Source organism: Dongia sp. (genome assembly GCF_041910485.1).
In the GTDB taxonomy this organism is placed as follows: Bacteria; Pseudomonadota; Alphaproteobacteria; order Dongiales; family Dongiaceae; genus Dongia.
Map to the genome: position 1 here is coordinate 1 of NZ_JAYRQR010000030.1, position 14816 is coordinate 14816.

Annotated in this window: 14 protein-coding genes and 1 tRNA gene; 10 read left to right on the forward strand and 5 right to left on the reverse strand. The window is 62.4% G+C overall.

Features of this window, described 5'->3' with window-relative positions; genetic code table 11:
* The coding region (locus ACE3PP_RS08675) for a hypothetical protein (protein ID WP_374380616.1) at positions 1 to 1202 on the reverse strand (1202 nt) is incomplete at its 3' end.
* A gap of 201 nt (positions 1203 to 1403) precedes the next feature.
* Between ACE3PP_RS08675 and ACE3PP_RS08680 the strand changes: the two genes are divergently transcribed.
* From ACE3PP_RS08680 to ACE3PP_RS08690, 3 genes are all read left to right on the forward strand, one after another.
* Complete coding sequence (locus tag ACE3PP_RS08680; protein ID WP_374380618.1) at positions 1404 to 2351, forward strand: aldo/keto reductase; 948 nt, start codon at positions 1404 to 1406, stop codon at positions 2349 to 2351.
* A gap of 94 nt (positions 2352 to 2445) precedes the next feature.
* Complete coding sequence (locus ACE3PP_RS08685; protein WP_374380620.1) at positions 2446 to 2907, forward strand: PAS domain-containing protein; 462 nt, start codon at positions 2446 to 2448, stop codon at positions 2905 to 2907.
* A 38-nt stretch (positions 2908 to 2945) separates the two neighbouring features.
* Positions 2946 to 3416 carry a PAS domain-containing protein gene (locus ACE3PP_RS08690; RefSeq protein ID WP_374380623.1) on the forward strand — a complete coding sequence of 157 codons (471 nt, stop codon included), beginning with the start codon at positions 2946 to 2948 and terminating at the stop codon, positions 3414 to 3416.
* Here ACE3PP_RS08690 and ACE3PP_RS08695 read toward each other — a convergent pair.
* From ACE3PP_RS08695 to ACE3PP_RS08705, 3 genes are all read right to left on the reverse strand, one after another.
* Positions 3413 to 4324 carry a LysR substrate-binding domain-containing protein gene (locus ACE3PP_RS08695; protein WP_374380625.1) on the reverse strand — a complete coding sequence of 304 codons (912 nt, stop codon included), beginning with the start codon at positions 4322 to 4324 and terminating at the stop codon, positions 3413 to 3415. The two genes, ACE3PP_RS08690 and ACE3PP_RS08695, sit on opposite strands and share 4 nt — an antisense overlap.
* A gap of 60 nt (positions 4325 to 4384) precedes the next feature.
* A complete protein-coding gene (locus ACE3PP_RS08700; RefSeq protein WP_374380628.1) occupies positions 4385 to 5068 on the reverse strand; it encodes an orotate phosphoribosyltransferase in 684 nt (227 codons plus the stop codon).
* 87 nt (positions 5069 to 5155) lie between these two features.
* The gene (locus tag ACE3PP_RS08705; RefSeq protein WP_374380631.1) at positions 5156 to 6478 is read right to left on the reverse strand and encodes a 2OG-Fe(II) oxygenase; all 1323 of its coding nucleotides are present in this window, start codon (positions 6476 to 6478) and stop codon (positions 5156 to 5158) included.
* 237 nt (positions 6479 to 6715) lie between these two features.
* Here ACE3PP_RS08705 and ACE3PP_RS08710 point away from each other — a divergent pair, with 237 nt between their 5' ends.
* Positions 6716 to 7495, forward strand: coding sequence for an enoyl-CoA hydratase/isomerase family protein (locus ACE3PP_RS08710; protein ID WP_374380634.1), 780 nt, complete (start codon positions 6716 to 6718; stop codon positions 7493 to 7495).
* 151 nt (positions 7496 to 7646) lie between these two features.
* Complete coding sequence (locus tag ACE3PP_RS08715) at positions 7647 to 8069, forward strand: Mpo1-like protein (RefSeq protein WP_374380637.1); 423 nt, start codon at positions 7647 to 7649, stop codon at positions 8067 to 8069.
* Between the two features lie 9 nt (positions 8070 to 8078).
* On the opposite strand, the gene ACE3PP_RS08720 is transcribed toward ACE3PP_RS08715, so the two are convergent.
* A complete protein-coding gene (locus tag ACE3PP_RS08720) occupies positions 8079 to 8474 on the reverse strand; it encodes a PaaI family thioesterase (RefSeq protein ID WP_374380640.1) in 396 nt (131 codons plus the stop codon).
* A 285-nt stretch (positions 8475 to 8759) separates the two neighbouring features.
* Between ACE3PP_RS08720 and ACE3PP_RS08725 the strand changes: the two genes are divergently transcribed.
* The 5 genes from ACE3PP_RS08725 to ACE3PP_RS08745 all read left to right on the forward strand — a co-directional run bounded on the left by ACE3PP_RS08725 (position 8760) and on the right by ACE3PP_RS08745 (position 14781).
* On the forward strand, positions 8760 to 9389 hold the full coding sequence (locus ACE3PP_RS08725) for a glutathione binding-like protein (RefSeq protein WP_374380643.1): 630 nt from the start codon (positions 8760 to 8762) through the stop codon (positions 9387 to 9389).
* Positions 9390 to 9402: 13 nt separating this feature from the next.
* Complete coding sequence (locus ACE3PP_RS08730; protein WP_374380646.1) at positions 9403 to 10110, forward strand: glutathione binding-like protein; 708 nt, start codon at positions 9403 to 9405, stop codon at positions 10108 to 10110.
* Positions 10111 to 10241: 131 nt separating this feature from the next.
* Positions 10242 to 10333, forward strand: a tRNA-Ser gene (locus tag ACE3PP_RS08735).
* Between the two features lie 212 nt (positions 10334 to 10545).
* The gene (locus ACE3PP_RS08740) at positions 10546 to 11802 is read left to right on the forward strand and encodes a flavin-containing monooxygenase (RefSeq protein ID WP_374380649.1); all 1257 of its coding nucleotides are present in this window, start codon (positions 10546 to 10548) and stop codon (positions 11800 to 11802) included.
* Positions 11803 to 12294: 492 nt separating this feature from the next.
* The gene (locus ACE3PP_RS08745; RefSeq protein WP_374380652.1) at positions 12295 to 14781 is read left to right on the forward strand and encodes a bacteriohemerythrin; all 2487 of its coding nucleotides are present in this window, start codon (positions 12295 to 12297) and stop codon (positions 14779 to 14781) included.
* The last annotated feature ends 35 nt before the right edge of the window (positions 14782 to 14816 follow it).

Here is a 14816-nt window from a genome sequence, read left to right on the forward strand (position 1 = left end):
CCGGCCGGCAGGATCGGCACCGGATGCGGTTCCAGCACGAACCCGGCTTCCTCGACGCGGCGGAAGCGTTCGATCTCGCTGGCATCGGCCTGGAGATCGTCGCGGTCGATGATGGGACAGCTGGCATGATGGTTGCCGGCGATGTTGGCGCGATGCCCCTGGGCGACGGCGCCTTCATTTTCCAGCACGAACCAGTTCGATCCGCCGAAGCCGCGATAGCGCCAGCCCAGCATCTGGTCTTCGCCGACATTGCCGCGGCGGATGACGGACTGATCGATATAGAGCGAGGTATCGCGCGGGCTGTTGCTGCTGACCCCACCGGCCGACAATTCGACCGGATGCTCGGCCTTCGCGCGGCGATCGAAATTGGGCAGGGTCAGGGCCAATGCGCCATCGCGTACCAGCCAGGCCGGGGCGCGGAACTCCACCAAGCGGTCGGGGCTGCGGTTGAATTCGTGGGCGCTGTGCAGCGTCGTGAGCGAATCTTTCCAGAAGACGTCGGCGCACAGACGCAGGCGGTAATGCCGGTCGCGGGTCAGGACCGGATGCTCGACGAAGGCAGCCAGGCTCACTGCATGCTTGCGTGTCTTGATGTGATCGCTGAGACGGATCACATGCGATTGGTTGGGCTCAAGGATCCGATAGTACCGGACCACTTCGGGCCCATGATAGATCTCGATGCGGAACTGCATCGTATCCTTGACCCCGAAGAATTCCAGAAAGTGGTTGTAGAGCAGCCCCTCGACCTCGTCGGCCTCGGCCGGCGCGCTCAACGTGCCGCCGCAATATTCGAAACCGTCACCCACCCAGAACACGGGCTTGGTCGTATCGGTGGCTGCCATCAGGCGCAGCGACTGGCGGTAGCGGGCCGGCAGATCGCTGCCAGCACAGATCACCGCATCGGCACCGCTCCAGGCCAGGTCCTCGGGATGCTTGGCGCCGGCCTCCTGGTCGGGGGCGGCATGGCTGATCCAATTGATGGCAAGGCCCGGCAGTTCGGACTTGGCGGCGGCAAGGCTGGCGGCATCGCCGTGAAGAAAGACATGCTTGGCGCCGATCCCCTCCAGGCGGGCACGGACCGTCCCCCAACTGCTGGCAAGGCGGGTGCCTTGTCCGTCCTTGGGCGAGCCGGGCGCGCGATCGGTCTTGGCGACCTTCTTCTTCTTTTTCTTCGGGAACAAAGTTTCGAGCAATGCCAGCATGATAGGCTCGTCCAGTGGGTCAAGGCGGAAAGCCGGAATAGTAGTCGATGCGATGGGACCGCGCCAGATGCCGGTAACCCCGCCGCCGGGTCGTGGCAGAGGCTATTCGTCGCGGTTTGTCCCAGAAAGGGCTTGACCCGGCAGGCGCGGCAGGGTCGGCTGCGGCCACCAAGAATCTCAATCAAAGGCAGGGGCGGAACGATGAAGCGGGTGGCGTTGGGCAGGTCGGGGCTCCAGGTGTCGAACCTGTGTTTCGGCGGCAATGTTTTCGGCTGGACGGTCGACGAGACCGCCTCGCACCGGCTGCTCGACGGGTTCGTCGATGCGGGCTTCAACTTCATCGATACCGCCGACGTCTATTCGAAATGGCACGAGGGCAACAAGGGCGGTGAGTCCGAAACGATCATCGGCACCTGGCTCAAGGCCCGCGGCAACCGCGACAAGGTCATCATCGCCACCAAGGTCGGCTCCGACATGGGCGGAACCGAAAAAGGTCTCTCCAAGGCCTATATCCTGCGCGCGGTCGACCGGTCGCTCAAACGCCTGCAGACTGACTATATCGACCTCTATCAATCGCATTGGGATGATCTCAGCGTGCCGGTCGAAGAGGCGCTCTCCGCCTATGCCGACCTTATCAAGGCCGGCAAGGTGCGCAGCATCGGCGCCTCCAATTTCACGGCGGAACGCCTCAACGCGGCGCTGGCCGCGCACAAGCGCGACGGGCTGCCGCGTTATGAAAGCTTCCAGCCCGAATACAATCTGTGCGAACGCGCCGGGTTCGAAGCGGAACTCGCCGGCATCTGTGCCGCCAACGGGATCGGCGTCATCACGTATTTCTCGCTGGCCGGCGGCTTCCTCACTGGCAAGTATCGCAGCAAGGATGATCTCTCAAAAAGTGCGCGCGGCAGCGATGTCGAGAAATATCTCGGCGAACGTGGCCAGCGCATCCTGGCGGCTCTCGACGATGTGGCGGCCCGCCACAAGGCGACGCCGGCCCGGGTCGCCATTGCTTGGTTGCTGGCGCAGCCGGTGGTGACGGCGCCGATCGCCAGCGCCACGTCGCCCACCCAGCTTGCCGAGCTCGTTGCGGCGGCACAGCTCTCCCTCGATGCCCCATCCGTCGCGCAGCTCAATGACGCCAGCGCTTGAGGCAAGCCCAAACATTGACGTGCCCCACAAAGATGCGTTGACCGGCAAGTGAGATGCCAACATTCTCCTGGTGTTGGGGCAGATAGGAAGTTCGATGACGGATTGGCAGGCAACATGCCACCCGGACATTCTTGAAGTACTGCATTACTGGCAGGGGAAATGTGCGGGCCGGAGGATGCCGGCGCGCGCCGATATCGATCCGGCCGAGCTGCGGCGTTTCCTGCCCCATCTCACGCTGGTCGACGTGGTCGACGATGCCAGGCGCTATGTCTATCGGCTGGTCGGCACCCAGGAGGTGGAGACGCGCGGCTACGACCCGACCGGCAAGGCGGTGGCGGATGCCTATTTCGCGACCTCGGCCGATGCCGCCTTGGAGCAATACGACATCGTCTGCGCGACGCGGGCACCGCATTATATCGCGGAACCGTTCCAAGCCGTGGATCGGTTTGTCGGAGCCGAGGATCTGTTTTTGCCACTCTCCAAAGACGGCGAAGCCGTCGATATGGTAATGATATTCTCCGTTGCTCGGGACCTGTTTCAATCGGGCGGTGGGTAGTCAAAAACAACGGGGATCGCGATCGCGCCATGCCGGACATGAGCGACCACCAGCCCGACTGGGTGGCCACGTGCCATCCCGATATCCGTTTCATTCTCGACTATTGGCACGAAAAGCGGGCCGGGCGGGCGATGCCCAAACGTTCGGATGTCGACCCGGCGGAAATAAGTCGCTATCTGCCCTACATCACGCTGGTCGATGTGGTCCCGGATGCGCGGCGCTTCGTTTATCGGTTGGTCGGCACGATGGAGGTGGCGCTGCGCGGGCGCGACCCAACCGGCTGCTCGATCGCCGAGGCCTATTTCGGGCGCTCGGTCGAAACCGTGATGCTGAAATACCAGACGGTGTGCGATACCTGCGCGCCGTTCTATGAAGTCGACGACTTCCAGGTCGTCGACCGCTATGTCAACGAAGAGAATATCTTCGTGCCCTTTTCCGACGATGGCGAGACGGTCAACAAGATCATGGTCTTTTCGATCAACCGCGACCTGCACGACACGCTGTCTTAATTTCCCGGCATCACCGCGAAGCTGGCCAGCATATCGGCAAGGAGGTTGAACTCCACCGTACGTGGTGTGGTCGGGCGCCAGACCAGGGCGATCTCGCGTGCCGGCGCGGAAGCGGAAAGCGGTTTGGCGACCAGGCCCGTACCACCCAGAAGACCCGCATCGACGGCCATTTTCGGCAGCAACGTGACGCCGAGCCGGTTGGCCACCATCTGCACCAGGGTGGGCAAGCTGGTCGCACGGAAATCGTCGCGGTGGCGGCTGGGTTCCAGGCGGCAGGCGGCGAGCGCGTGTTCGCGCAGGCAATGGCCCTCATCGAGCAGCAGCAGCCGCTCTTCCGGAATGGCGTCGAGGTCGAGCACCGCTGCCTTGGCCAGGGCATCGTCGGCGCGGACCGCCAGCAGGAAGGGATCGTGGCCGAGCGAGCGGACTTCCAACTCGTCGGTCTGGAAGGGAAGCGCGATCAAGGCCACGTCGATATCGCCGTCGCCCAGCGCCTCAAGGAGGCGCGCGGTCAGATCCTCGCGCAGGTAGAGGCGCAGATTGGGATAGGTCTGGCGCAAGGGCGGCAGGACGCGCGGCAACAGGTAGGGGCCGATCGTCGGAATGACGCCAAGGCGCAAGGCGCCGGTCAGCGGGTCCTTTGAGGCGTGGGCGAGGTCGGCGATATCCTCGGCCTCGCGCAGCACGGTCCGCGCCCGGGCGACGATCGCCTCGCCAAGCGGGGTCAGCATCACCTTGCGCTTGGAGCGCTCGACCAGCTTCACGTCGAGCAGGTTTTCAAGTTCCTGAAGGCCCGCCGACAAGGTGGATTGGGTGGCGAAGCAGGATTCGGCGGCGCGGCCGAAATGCTTGTGCTCGGCAAGGGCTACGAGATAACGCAGCTGGCGCAGCGTCGGGAGGGGCCGCATTGATCGATCCTGTCGATTATTCTTGGCAGAATAACAGACTGTATCGATCAAGCAAGGAGGCTATTCCTCCTTCACCGAACCGCCGCGCGCGGTCGACCAGCCTTCCGGATCGTCGAGGAAAGCGCGGATCTTCGCGGTCTCACCGGCATCGAGGCGGCCGGTGTCGCGCGCCGCTTCGAGGACGTCCCACCAGGTGGCAAGACCATGCAGCTTCACGCCGAGATCGCCGAGGGTCGTCAGCGATTGCGGGAAGATGCCGTAATGGAAGACGACGAGGGCGTGGGCGACCTCGCACTCCGCTTGGCGGATGGCGTTGATGAAATTGACCTTCGAACCTCCATCGGTGGCGAGGTCCTCGACCAGCAGGGTGCGGGCACCCGGCTTCATGTCGCCCTCGATCTGCGCGCCGCGGCCGAACCCTTTGGGTTTCTTGCGGATATAGGCCATCGGCAGGCCCAGCTTGTCGGCGAGCCACGCGGCATAGGGGATGCCGGCCGTTTCGCCGCCGGCCACCACGTCGAGGCTCTCATAGCCGATCTCGCGCCCGACCAGGTCGGCGGCAAGCTCGATCACCTTCGCCCGGGCGCGGGGGAAGGCGATGATCTTGCGGCAATCGATATAGACCGGGCTCTTGCGGCCCGAAGTGAGCGTGAAGGGCTCGTCGGGGCGGAAATGGACGGCGGCGATTTCCAGGAGGATGCGGGCGACGATCGGTCCGGAATGGGTGGTGGTGCTAGGTGCCATGAGGTCGCCCCGGTTTGAGGTTGGATCGGCGCACTTTTAGAGAGAGCGCCGCCCCCCTGCAACCCCCGCCCCCCTGTATCCCCCGCCTTAGCGCGGCCGCTTGCCGGCAGAGGGGCGATTCGGGGTGCCGCCGGGGCCCTTTCCGGGGCCATTTCGGCCCTGTTTCGGCGACCGATTCTTGCCCCGCTCCGATTTGCGGTCGGGCTTGCGGTCCGGCTTGCGGTCCTGGGGGGCAAGGGCCGGGCGGGAGGTCTGCATCTGATAGACCTGGACGCCGTCGCCCAGATGCGGGTTGTTGGCCTGCCGGATCGCCGCCGCCGCCTCGTCATAGAAGAAGGGCAGATAGGCGAAACGCTGGCCGCGGATGATCGGCAGCACCTCGTGCAGGAGCGAGCAGGAGAAGACCACCGCCCCACCCGTGGGCGCCCGATAGGTGGCGCGGCCGAATTCCGGAAACATCAGGTCTCCGCCGACATATTCCTCGGCATTGAGGTTGATGGTGCAGGCGAAGCGCCGATGCGCGGTGCCCTTGGTGGTGTTGTCGCGATGGGCGCGGAAATAGCCGCCGGTCTGGTCGTAGCAGGCGACGATGTGCCGTTCCATGCGGGTGACGTCGAAGGCGAAGGCCTTCTTAATCTCGGGCACCAGGCGGCGGCGGACGCGCTCCTGGATCGCCTCGATGAGGCTGCGATCGTTGATGCTCCAATCGCTGCGGCGCTTGTGGCGATGATCGTGGATCTGCACGGTCTTCCCGTCGCGTTCGACCATGAAGCCGGATTCGGCGGGGTTGCCGCCGCGATACCCCTCAATCAGGCGCTGGCAAAGCTCGCGCTCGAGCACGTTGGGAACGATGAGTGCCGGGGCCTGCATCTGGCTGGGGCGCGGATTGCCGAGCTTGGGCAGGCGCTTCAGCACCTGCAGCACGGAATCGGCCTGCAGCCTCCCGTCATTGGTGGCGAAGATGCCGAGGACGCGCAAATTGGGGTCGAGCAGATAGGTGATGGGCTGGAACGCCGCCGCCGGCTGATCGGGCGTCGCCAGCTGATAGCGGCCGGCCACCTTGCGCTCGAAATCCCAGAAGATGTCGAAGCCGGGGCGCACCGCAGCAAGGTCCGGTTGTTCGCGATCGGCCGGATCGAACGAGACTCCGAAACAATAGAAATCCGGATCGGCGAAGACATCGTCCGCCGCGCGGAAACTTTCGATGAGGGCCTTGCCGACGGGGTTCGAGGTCGAGCCGAAGAAGCTCAACACCACATAGCGGCCGGCGGCGGTCGAGAAGTCGAAGGCGGCGTTGACGTTGCTGGCACAATGGAACCAGGGCGCCGGATCACCGACCAGCAAACGACGGTCGACGGGTCGCGCCGCGCTGGGCTGGCCGAGGGTCAAAGTGGGCTTTCCGGTACTCATGATGCAGCATCGTCAGTTGAATATGGCTTTGGCCCCGCAATTGGTCGGTGGCCGATGGGCGGCCACCATGATGGAAACGCCGCCGTTCGGCAAGCTGTCACGGGATGGTCATTAACCATCCCGCGAAGGCGGCTGACACCCTGCCGCGAAGGCGGCTGACGGGGCTTTGGGCGTCGTTTAGTCTGCGGCCGGCGGCGCCGGATTTGAGTGCGCCCGTGGAGCGGGGAACAAACATCAATGCCGACCGATCTCGTCCGTCTGGAGCGACGCGAAACCATCGCCACCCTGTCGCTCAACCGACCGGAAAAACGTAACGCCCTCAATATCGAGATGTGGCGAGGCCTCACCGATGCGCTCGATCAAGCGGCCCGGGATGCGGATCTGCGCTGCCTGATCGTGACCGGTGCCGGCGGGCATTTCGCGGCCGGCGCGGACATGGCGGAATTTGCCGCCCAGCGCGGCACGCCGGACGCTGCCCAAGCCTATGGCGAGATCATGCTGGACGCGTTGTGGGCCTTGCGGGCATTTCCGCTGCCGACCGTGGCGCGCATCGAAGGCAATTGCCTGGGCGGCGGGCTGGAGATCGCGGCCATGTGCGACCTGCGCATCGCGGCGAGCGACGCCAAGTTCGGCATCCCGATTCAACGTGTCGGCATCACCATGCCATACCCTGAGCTATCGGCGCTGGTCGACCTCCTGGGGCGGGCGACCATGCTGGAAATGTTTCTGAGCGGCGATATCTTCGATGCCGACTGGGCTGCGCGCCGCAATCTGGTGACGCGGACGGTGGCCCCCGCCGATCTCGACGCCGCCGTCACCGATCTGGCGACCAAGATTGCGAGCGGTTCGCCGCAGAGCCACAGAAATCACAAGAAATTCACGTTGCGCTGCCTGGAGAAGCGCCCCCTGGAGGCGGGCGAGATCGCCGAGAGTTATGCCGCCGTCGAAGGGGCCGATTATCGCGAGGGAATCGCGGCTTTCCTGGAAAAGCGGCGCCCGCAATTCACCGGCACCTGACGCTCTCCGACCGCTCCGTTCACGCCTCGGTGAGGCGGGGAAATATCCGCATCTTTGTTAGACAGACGTCAGAATTCGGCGTTAAGATCATCGTTAAGGGATGCGGTGAAGGGGTCAGATCCATGACCCCCGGCAAGGACGGGAGAAGCTGATGTCATTAACCGAGGCGGGCCGGCGCAGCCGAATTCGCGGCGTTACCACGGACAAGACTTTCCGCGACGGCGTACAAATGAGCTTTGCCGAATTCTGGCGGCTCTATCTCGATGTGCATCGCCACCCGCTGACCCGCGGCATGCACTATTCGGCAACCATCGTCGGCGTCATCGCGACGATCCTCGCCTTCTACCATCAGGAGCCGCTGTTCTGTGCCGGCGGCATCGCCTTTGCCGTCGTCATGGCGGTGACCTCGCATTGGTGGGTCGAGCACAACCAGCCGCTGATCCGCGTCAACGCCTTCTACGGGGCCCTCGCCGATCTCAAGATGTGCGGCTTGGCGCTGACCGGCGGCATCACGGCGGAGTATAAGCGCCTTGACCTCGGTGCGCCGCGGCCGAACCGCCAGCCGGCGGAATAACCTTCCGCCTCAACGCCACTTTTCGAGGAAACGGTAGACGGCATCGCCTCTCGCGAGGAGGCGGCCGTCATCGCCGCGTACCTCGGCCTGGGCGAAGGCCACGGTCTTGCCACCGCCGGTCCGCCGCCCTTCGACCGTCACCGTTTCACCCGGTCGGCCCTGGCCCACGAACTGCACGTTCATCGACACCGTAACGGCTTTCAACACCCGGTCCGGCCCGCTGGCGAAGGCGACCGCAAAACCGGTCGCGGTGTCGAGCAAGGTCGCCATCGACCCGCCATGCGGAACGCCCATGCGGTTGAGATGCTTGGGTTCGATGACCAATTGCAGCCGCGCAAAGTCCTTGTCCTTGGCAACCAGTTCGTAGCCGATCAATTCGGCATATCCGCTATAGGGTCTTTCCATCACCAAACCGTCATACTTCGTTGCTAGAAGGGCCCCGACCGGGCGAGCGGCCCAAAGGATTGCTGCCGTCGGCGCGAGAATGCCTGGGGCGCAGACTGCCCGTTTGCGGCGGTACGGTAAAGCACCCTTGCACCGGTCACCTTTTCCCGCGACAGTGCCACAGCATCACGAGATCGCCTTGGGAAAGGCGATCTTGGCCCGCTGGGACGGGTGCCGGTCAACAAGCGCGGTCAACAAAAGCGCGGGCGGCAATGCACGGGATGGCGATGAGATGGTTTTAACGGGATGATCGACCTCTATTCCTGGGCAACGCCCAACGGCCACAAGATCCATATCATGCTGGAGGAAACGGGCCTTCCTTACCGGCTGCACAAGGTCGACATCAGCCGCGGCGACCAGTTCCGGCCCGAATATCTGGCGGTCAATCCCAACAGCAAGATACCGGCGATCGTCGATCACGATACGCCCGATGGAAAGCCGCTCGCCGTCTTCGAATCCGGGGCGATCCTCATCTATCTTGCCGAGAAGAGCGGCAAGTTCCTGCCCGCCGACAAGCACCGCCGTTACGACGTGCTGCAATGGCTGATGTTCCAGATGGCCAGCATCGGGCCGATGTACGGTCAGGCTTGGCACTTCCGCTCGGTGGCGCCGGAGCGTATCCCCTATGCCGTCGATCGATACACCAATGAAGTGACGCGCCTGTTGCGGGTGATGGAGCAGCGCCTCAAGGACAGCGCCTATCTGGGCGATTCCGAATTCTCCATCGCCGATATCGCCGCTTGGCCCTGGGTGAAGGGCAGCGAGAAATACGGTCAGGACATGCGCGACTTTCCGCATGTGGTGAAATGGATCGCGAAGATCGCGGAGCGGCCGGCCGTTCAGCGCGGCCTCAACGCGCTGGCCAAGGCGGCGTGAGGGACGGGACGAGATGAGCGCGCCGATCGAGCTTTACACCTGGCCGACACCCAACGGGCACAAGATCCATATCGCGCTCGAGGAAATGGGGCTGCCCTACAACGCCCATGCCGTCGATATAGGTGCCGGTGACCAGTTCCAGCCGGCCTTCCTGAAGATCAGTCCCAACAACAAGATTCCGGCGATGGTCGATCCGGACGGGCCCGACGGCAAGCCGATCGCGCTGATGGAATCCGGCGCGATGCTCATCTATCTCGCCGAGAAAACCGGACAGTTGATGCCCGCCGATCTGCGCGGTCGCATGGCGACGCTGCAATGGCTGATGTTCCAGATGGCCGGCGTCGGGCCGATGCTGGGGCAGACGCATCATTTCCGCGCCTACGCGCCCGAGCCCTATCCTTATGCGATCGACCGCTATACGAACGAGACGACCCGGCTCTACCGTGTCCTCGACGCGCGACTCGGCGAAGCGACCTATCTTGCCGGCGATAGCTACACGATTGCCGATATCGCCACCTGGCCGTGGCTGCGCTATTGGGACCGGCAAGGGCAGGATTTGAACGCCCATCCCAACCTCAAACGCTGGTTCGACGCCATCGGCGAGCGCCCGGCCGTGCAGCGGGGGCTCGAGGTTCTTCATGACCGCAGCCGCAGCAAGCCTTTCACGGCCCAGGAACGCGAGATCCTGTTCGGCTCGAAACAGCTCGATCGCCGTACCTAACCTGTTGATTTCATATGAGTCCTGTCTGCGGTCGCGCGGCCGTGGGCGATCGTTTGACATTCCAGCGGCACCCCATTAGTAAAGGCCCCGCATACGTCGTGAAAACGCGCCACTCGATAGGTTGCCGGTGCGGAGGGGTGGCCGAGTGGCTGAAGGCGACGGTTTGCTAAACCGTTATACGGGTTAAACCGTATCGTGGGTTCGAATCCCATCCCCTCCGCCATTTTCCTTTTGAAATTAACAAGCTGAGCTAAAGCTGCAGGTTCTGCACCTCGCAGGCGACCATGCTTGTTGGCTTGCTTCTGTTTTTTCTATGCTAAACGACAAAAAACCATAATTTATTGATGACACTGCCCGTGTTCTTATCGCTGCCATCGTCCGTGGCGCCAAGGTGAGGTCGATATCGCCGGTTGCCCGAGAGAAGAGGAAATGGGAATGCAAGTCGAGAAGGTGAATACGCTGATCGTGGGCGGCGGGCAGGCGGGGTTGGCGATGAGCGAGCATCTCGGCAAGAGCGGCCTCTCGCATCTCATTCTTGAGCGGCACCGGATCGCCGAGCGCTGGCGGTCGGAGCGATGGGACTCGCTTGTCGCCAACGGCCCGGCTTGGCATGACCGCTTTCCCGGCATGGAGTTTCCAAAGACTGGGCCTGACGGATTTCCCCCCAAGGAGGAAGTTGCCGACTATTTCGTCGCCTATGCCGAGATGATCAAAGCGCCGATCCGCTGCGGTGTCGAGGTGAAGAGCGTCGAGAGGATTGCCGGTCAGCCCGGCTTCCGCATCGAGACCACGAACGGTACTTTCGAAGCCAACAATGTGGTTGCCGCGACCGGGCCGTTCCAGGTGCCGATCATGCCGGATGCCGTGCCTGCGGATGCCGGATTGTTGCAAATCCACTCCAGCGCCTACCGCAATCCGGGGCAACTTCCGCAAGGCGCTGTGCTCGTCGTCGGCGCCGGCTCGTCCGGTGTGCAGATTGCCGATGAACTCGCGCGTGCCGGCAAGAAGGTCTATCTGTCGGTCGGTCCCCACGATCGTCCGCCGCGGTCATACCGCGGGCGCGACTTCTGCTGGTGGCTTGGCGTTCTCGGCAAATGGGACCTCGATACGCGTGGGCCGGGCATGGAACATGTCACCATCGCCGTGAGCGGTGCGCACGGTGGCTATACCATCGACTTCCGCCGTCTGACTGCTCTTGGAATCACGCTCGTCGGCCGTACTCAATCGTACCAGCACGGCGCGATGACCTTCGCCAACGACCTTGCCAAGAATTTGGCGAACGGCGATGCGAACTATCTGTCGGTTCTGGATGAGGCCGACGCCTTCATTGCCCAGAACGGCCTCGACCTGCCCGAGGAACCGGAGGCGCGGAAGATCGGTGCGGATCCGGAATGCGTCAGCCATCCAATCCTGCAGTTGAATCTGAAAGAGGCAGGCGTCGCCTCGATCATCTGGGCCACAGGCTTCTCGGCCGACTACAGCTGGCTTAAGGTGGATGGCTTCGATGAGAAGGGTCGCCCGAAGCATCTTCGCGGCGTATCCCCCGTGCCTGGCATTTACTTCCTGGGCCTGCCTTGGCAATCGCGGCGCGGCTCAAGCTTCATTTGGGGCGTGTGGCACGATGCCAAATATCTGGCAGATCGCATTGCCACCCGGCACAAATACATGGCCTATCACGCCAGTGCCGGCTGATCTCCTCGTGTCCTGACTGCTAAGCAGCAATAGCGCTGTCGCTTTACCCAGGCAGCAAAAACCACCTCTATCTCGCTCGTTGAGGTGGAAGCCTTCAACGCGCGCACAGAAGTCGGATTTTCATCGGCTTTCTTGGTGCTGACTTTGCCGCTGACTAGGAGTTGATCCCTTCGGCGGGCGAAGATTTGTTTCTTATTGCACTCATCGCTTGTGCGCCCGAAGATTGCAGTTACCGGAAATGGGGCGGCGCATCTCCGCCATAGAGAAACGCAGGGGCGCTGGCTCGCTGCTGATGCCGGGCATGTCGCTTCGCGACGTCCCCTCGGCCTGTCGGCAGCGGCAAGTGTTGCCCCTATGGCTGGCCCGGAATTCCGGTGCGCGTCGTTTTTATATATCCGTGAGGGGCGACCCCAAGATTTCGCCCGACATCAGATCGCAATTTCAGAATGCCAATTGGCGTCAAGGTAGGTCTCGCGCAATCGGAGGGTGTACATGCTCAAAGCCTTCAACGATCTTCGTATCGGCAAGCGCATCTTCATCGGCCTGTTCATTCCAATGGTCGGCCTTCTCGCCGTCTCGCTGTTTGCTGTTGCAGACAAGTACCGCCTTTGGTCGGAAATGCAGCAGCTCGAATCGATGGCACAACTGGCGCCCGAAATCAGTGCTCTGGTTCATGAATTGCAGCGCGAGCGGGGCGCCTCCGCGATCTTCCTGGGCAGCAAGGGCAAGCAATACGGGGACGAGTTGAAGACCCAGCGGCAGGCAACGGATGCCCAGTTGCAGCAACTGGTATCCCGTCTTGGCCCCGGCGCCGATCCGTCGCTCGTCGTCATCACCGGTTCCGTCGAAAAGGCGACCGCGGCCCTTGCCAAGCTTCCTGAGATGCGCTCGGCCGTCGACGGACTGAAGATGGGCGTGCCGGATATGGCGGCCTACTACACGCCCATCATTCGGCAGCTGTTGGCCAGCGTCGAAAAGATGGCACCCTTCAGCCAAAATGCAGAAGTGACCCGAGCCATTCTTGCCTATGCCGCGTTCCTCCAAGGCAAGGAACGTATGGGAGTCGAGCGCGCGATGGGTGGCGCCGGCTTTGGTGCCGGAAAGTTCGACGGCGAACTCTACAGAAAGTTTGTCGGACTCATCGCCGAGCAGGGCGCCTTCTTCGATCGGTTCAACTCGATGGCGGAAGCCGATCTGGTCGCAGCGTTGGCGCAACTATCGAAGGATCCCGTGACGGTCGAGGTCGATCGGTTGCGGCAGATCGCGTTCGATAGCGTGGCGAGTGGAGATACCCAAGGTGTCAAAGCACCCGATTGGTTCGCCGCTGCGACGAAGAGGATTGGCCTTGTCGAGAAAGTTGAAGCGGACATTGCCGCCAAGCTTGTCGAGCACGCCAACGCGCTCGGAAATGATGCGCGCAGCGTTCTTTTGACAGTTCTTGTGGCGGCACTTCTCCTTTTCGTCGTTACCATTCTTCTGGGTGCAGCAATCGCGCGAGGAATTACCAGGCCGATCGGTGCGATGACGAATGTGATGATGCGCCTGGCCGAGGGTGATCAGTCAGCAACCGTGAGCGGCGTTGATCGCGGCGACGAAGTAGGTGATATGGCCAGGTCAGTGGAAGTGTTTCGCGACAGCATGATACGCGCCGATCGGCTCGGCAAGGAACAGCTCGCGTCGCAAAGGGAACGCGACAACAAGCAGGCCAAGGTCAATTCCTATATCAGTCAGTTCGAATTGACGATCCGGAGCGTACTCGACGGCCTAAGCCATGCCGAGCAAGTGATGAGTGCCACAGCATCTAGCGTCGACAAGGGGGCGGCCGAAACCAAGAACTTCTCCGCGTCGGTTGCATCCGCTGCTGAGGAATCGACCACGAACATTCAATCCGTTGCCAGTTCGACCGAGGAGCTGGCGGCATCGATTCAGGAAATCAGCCGCCAGGTCAGTCAATCCTCGACGCTGACCAACCAAGCTACGGAAGTTGCCGACAGCACCGGCGAGAAAATGACAAGCTTGGTGGCAACGGTTGGGAAGATTGGGGATGTCGTACGCCTTATCACCGATATTGCTGAACAGACCAATCTCCTTGCCCTCAATGCGACGATCGAGGCAGCGCGCGCCGGCGAGGCAGGGCGCGGATTTGCGGTCGTCGCCAACGAGGTAAAGTCACTGGCCAACCAGACCGCCAAGGCCACCGAAGATATCGGTCGTCAGATTGGCGAGGTCCAAGCGTCGACCGGAGCGACCGCGGCTTCCATTCACCAGATCACCGATGCGGTGAAACAGATCAACGAAGTATCTTCGTCCATATCGGCCGCAGTCGAAGAACAGGGGGCTGCCACAGCGGAAATCGCGCGCAACGTCGAGCAAGCATCAGCCGGCAGCGCGATGGTGACAAGCAGCATACACCAAGTGCTTTCGTCGGCGGCTAAGTCGGCCGAGCTCGCCAACGACATTTCTGCGTCGACCAATCAACTGTCCAGGCAGACCGAAACCCTGAAGCTGAACGTGGCCAATTTTCTCGACAAGGTCCGGAAAGCGGACGGTGGCGGCGGTGGCGACCTGGTCGAATGGAATGATGGACTCCATATCGGCGAAAAGGCGATCGACGAAGAGCATGGGCAGATCATGGCAACAATCAATGATCTGCACCGCGCGATCGCAACAGACGAAAAACCAGCAGCAGTCGAAGCGAGCTTCCGGCGGATGGTGGAATATACGCGAACCCACTTTACGAACGAGGAGGCGCTGATGCGATCGCGCGGCTACCCGGAGACTGAGGAGCATGGCAAGGCGCATGAATGGCTCATGCGCCGCTTGAATCAGTTGCACGATCGCTACCAGGAAGGGCATCGCGAAGCGGGCACCGATCTTCTCAATCTTCTCAGTAGCTGGTGGATGACCCATATCTCGACGGACGATACGCAACTCGCGCAGTACCTAAAGGGGTCGCGGCACGCGAGAGCTGCCCAGTAGGACGATTGTCGACGTGCTGGCGGCGGTAGATCCCA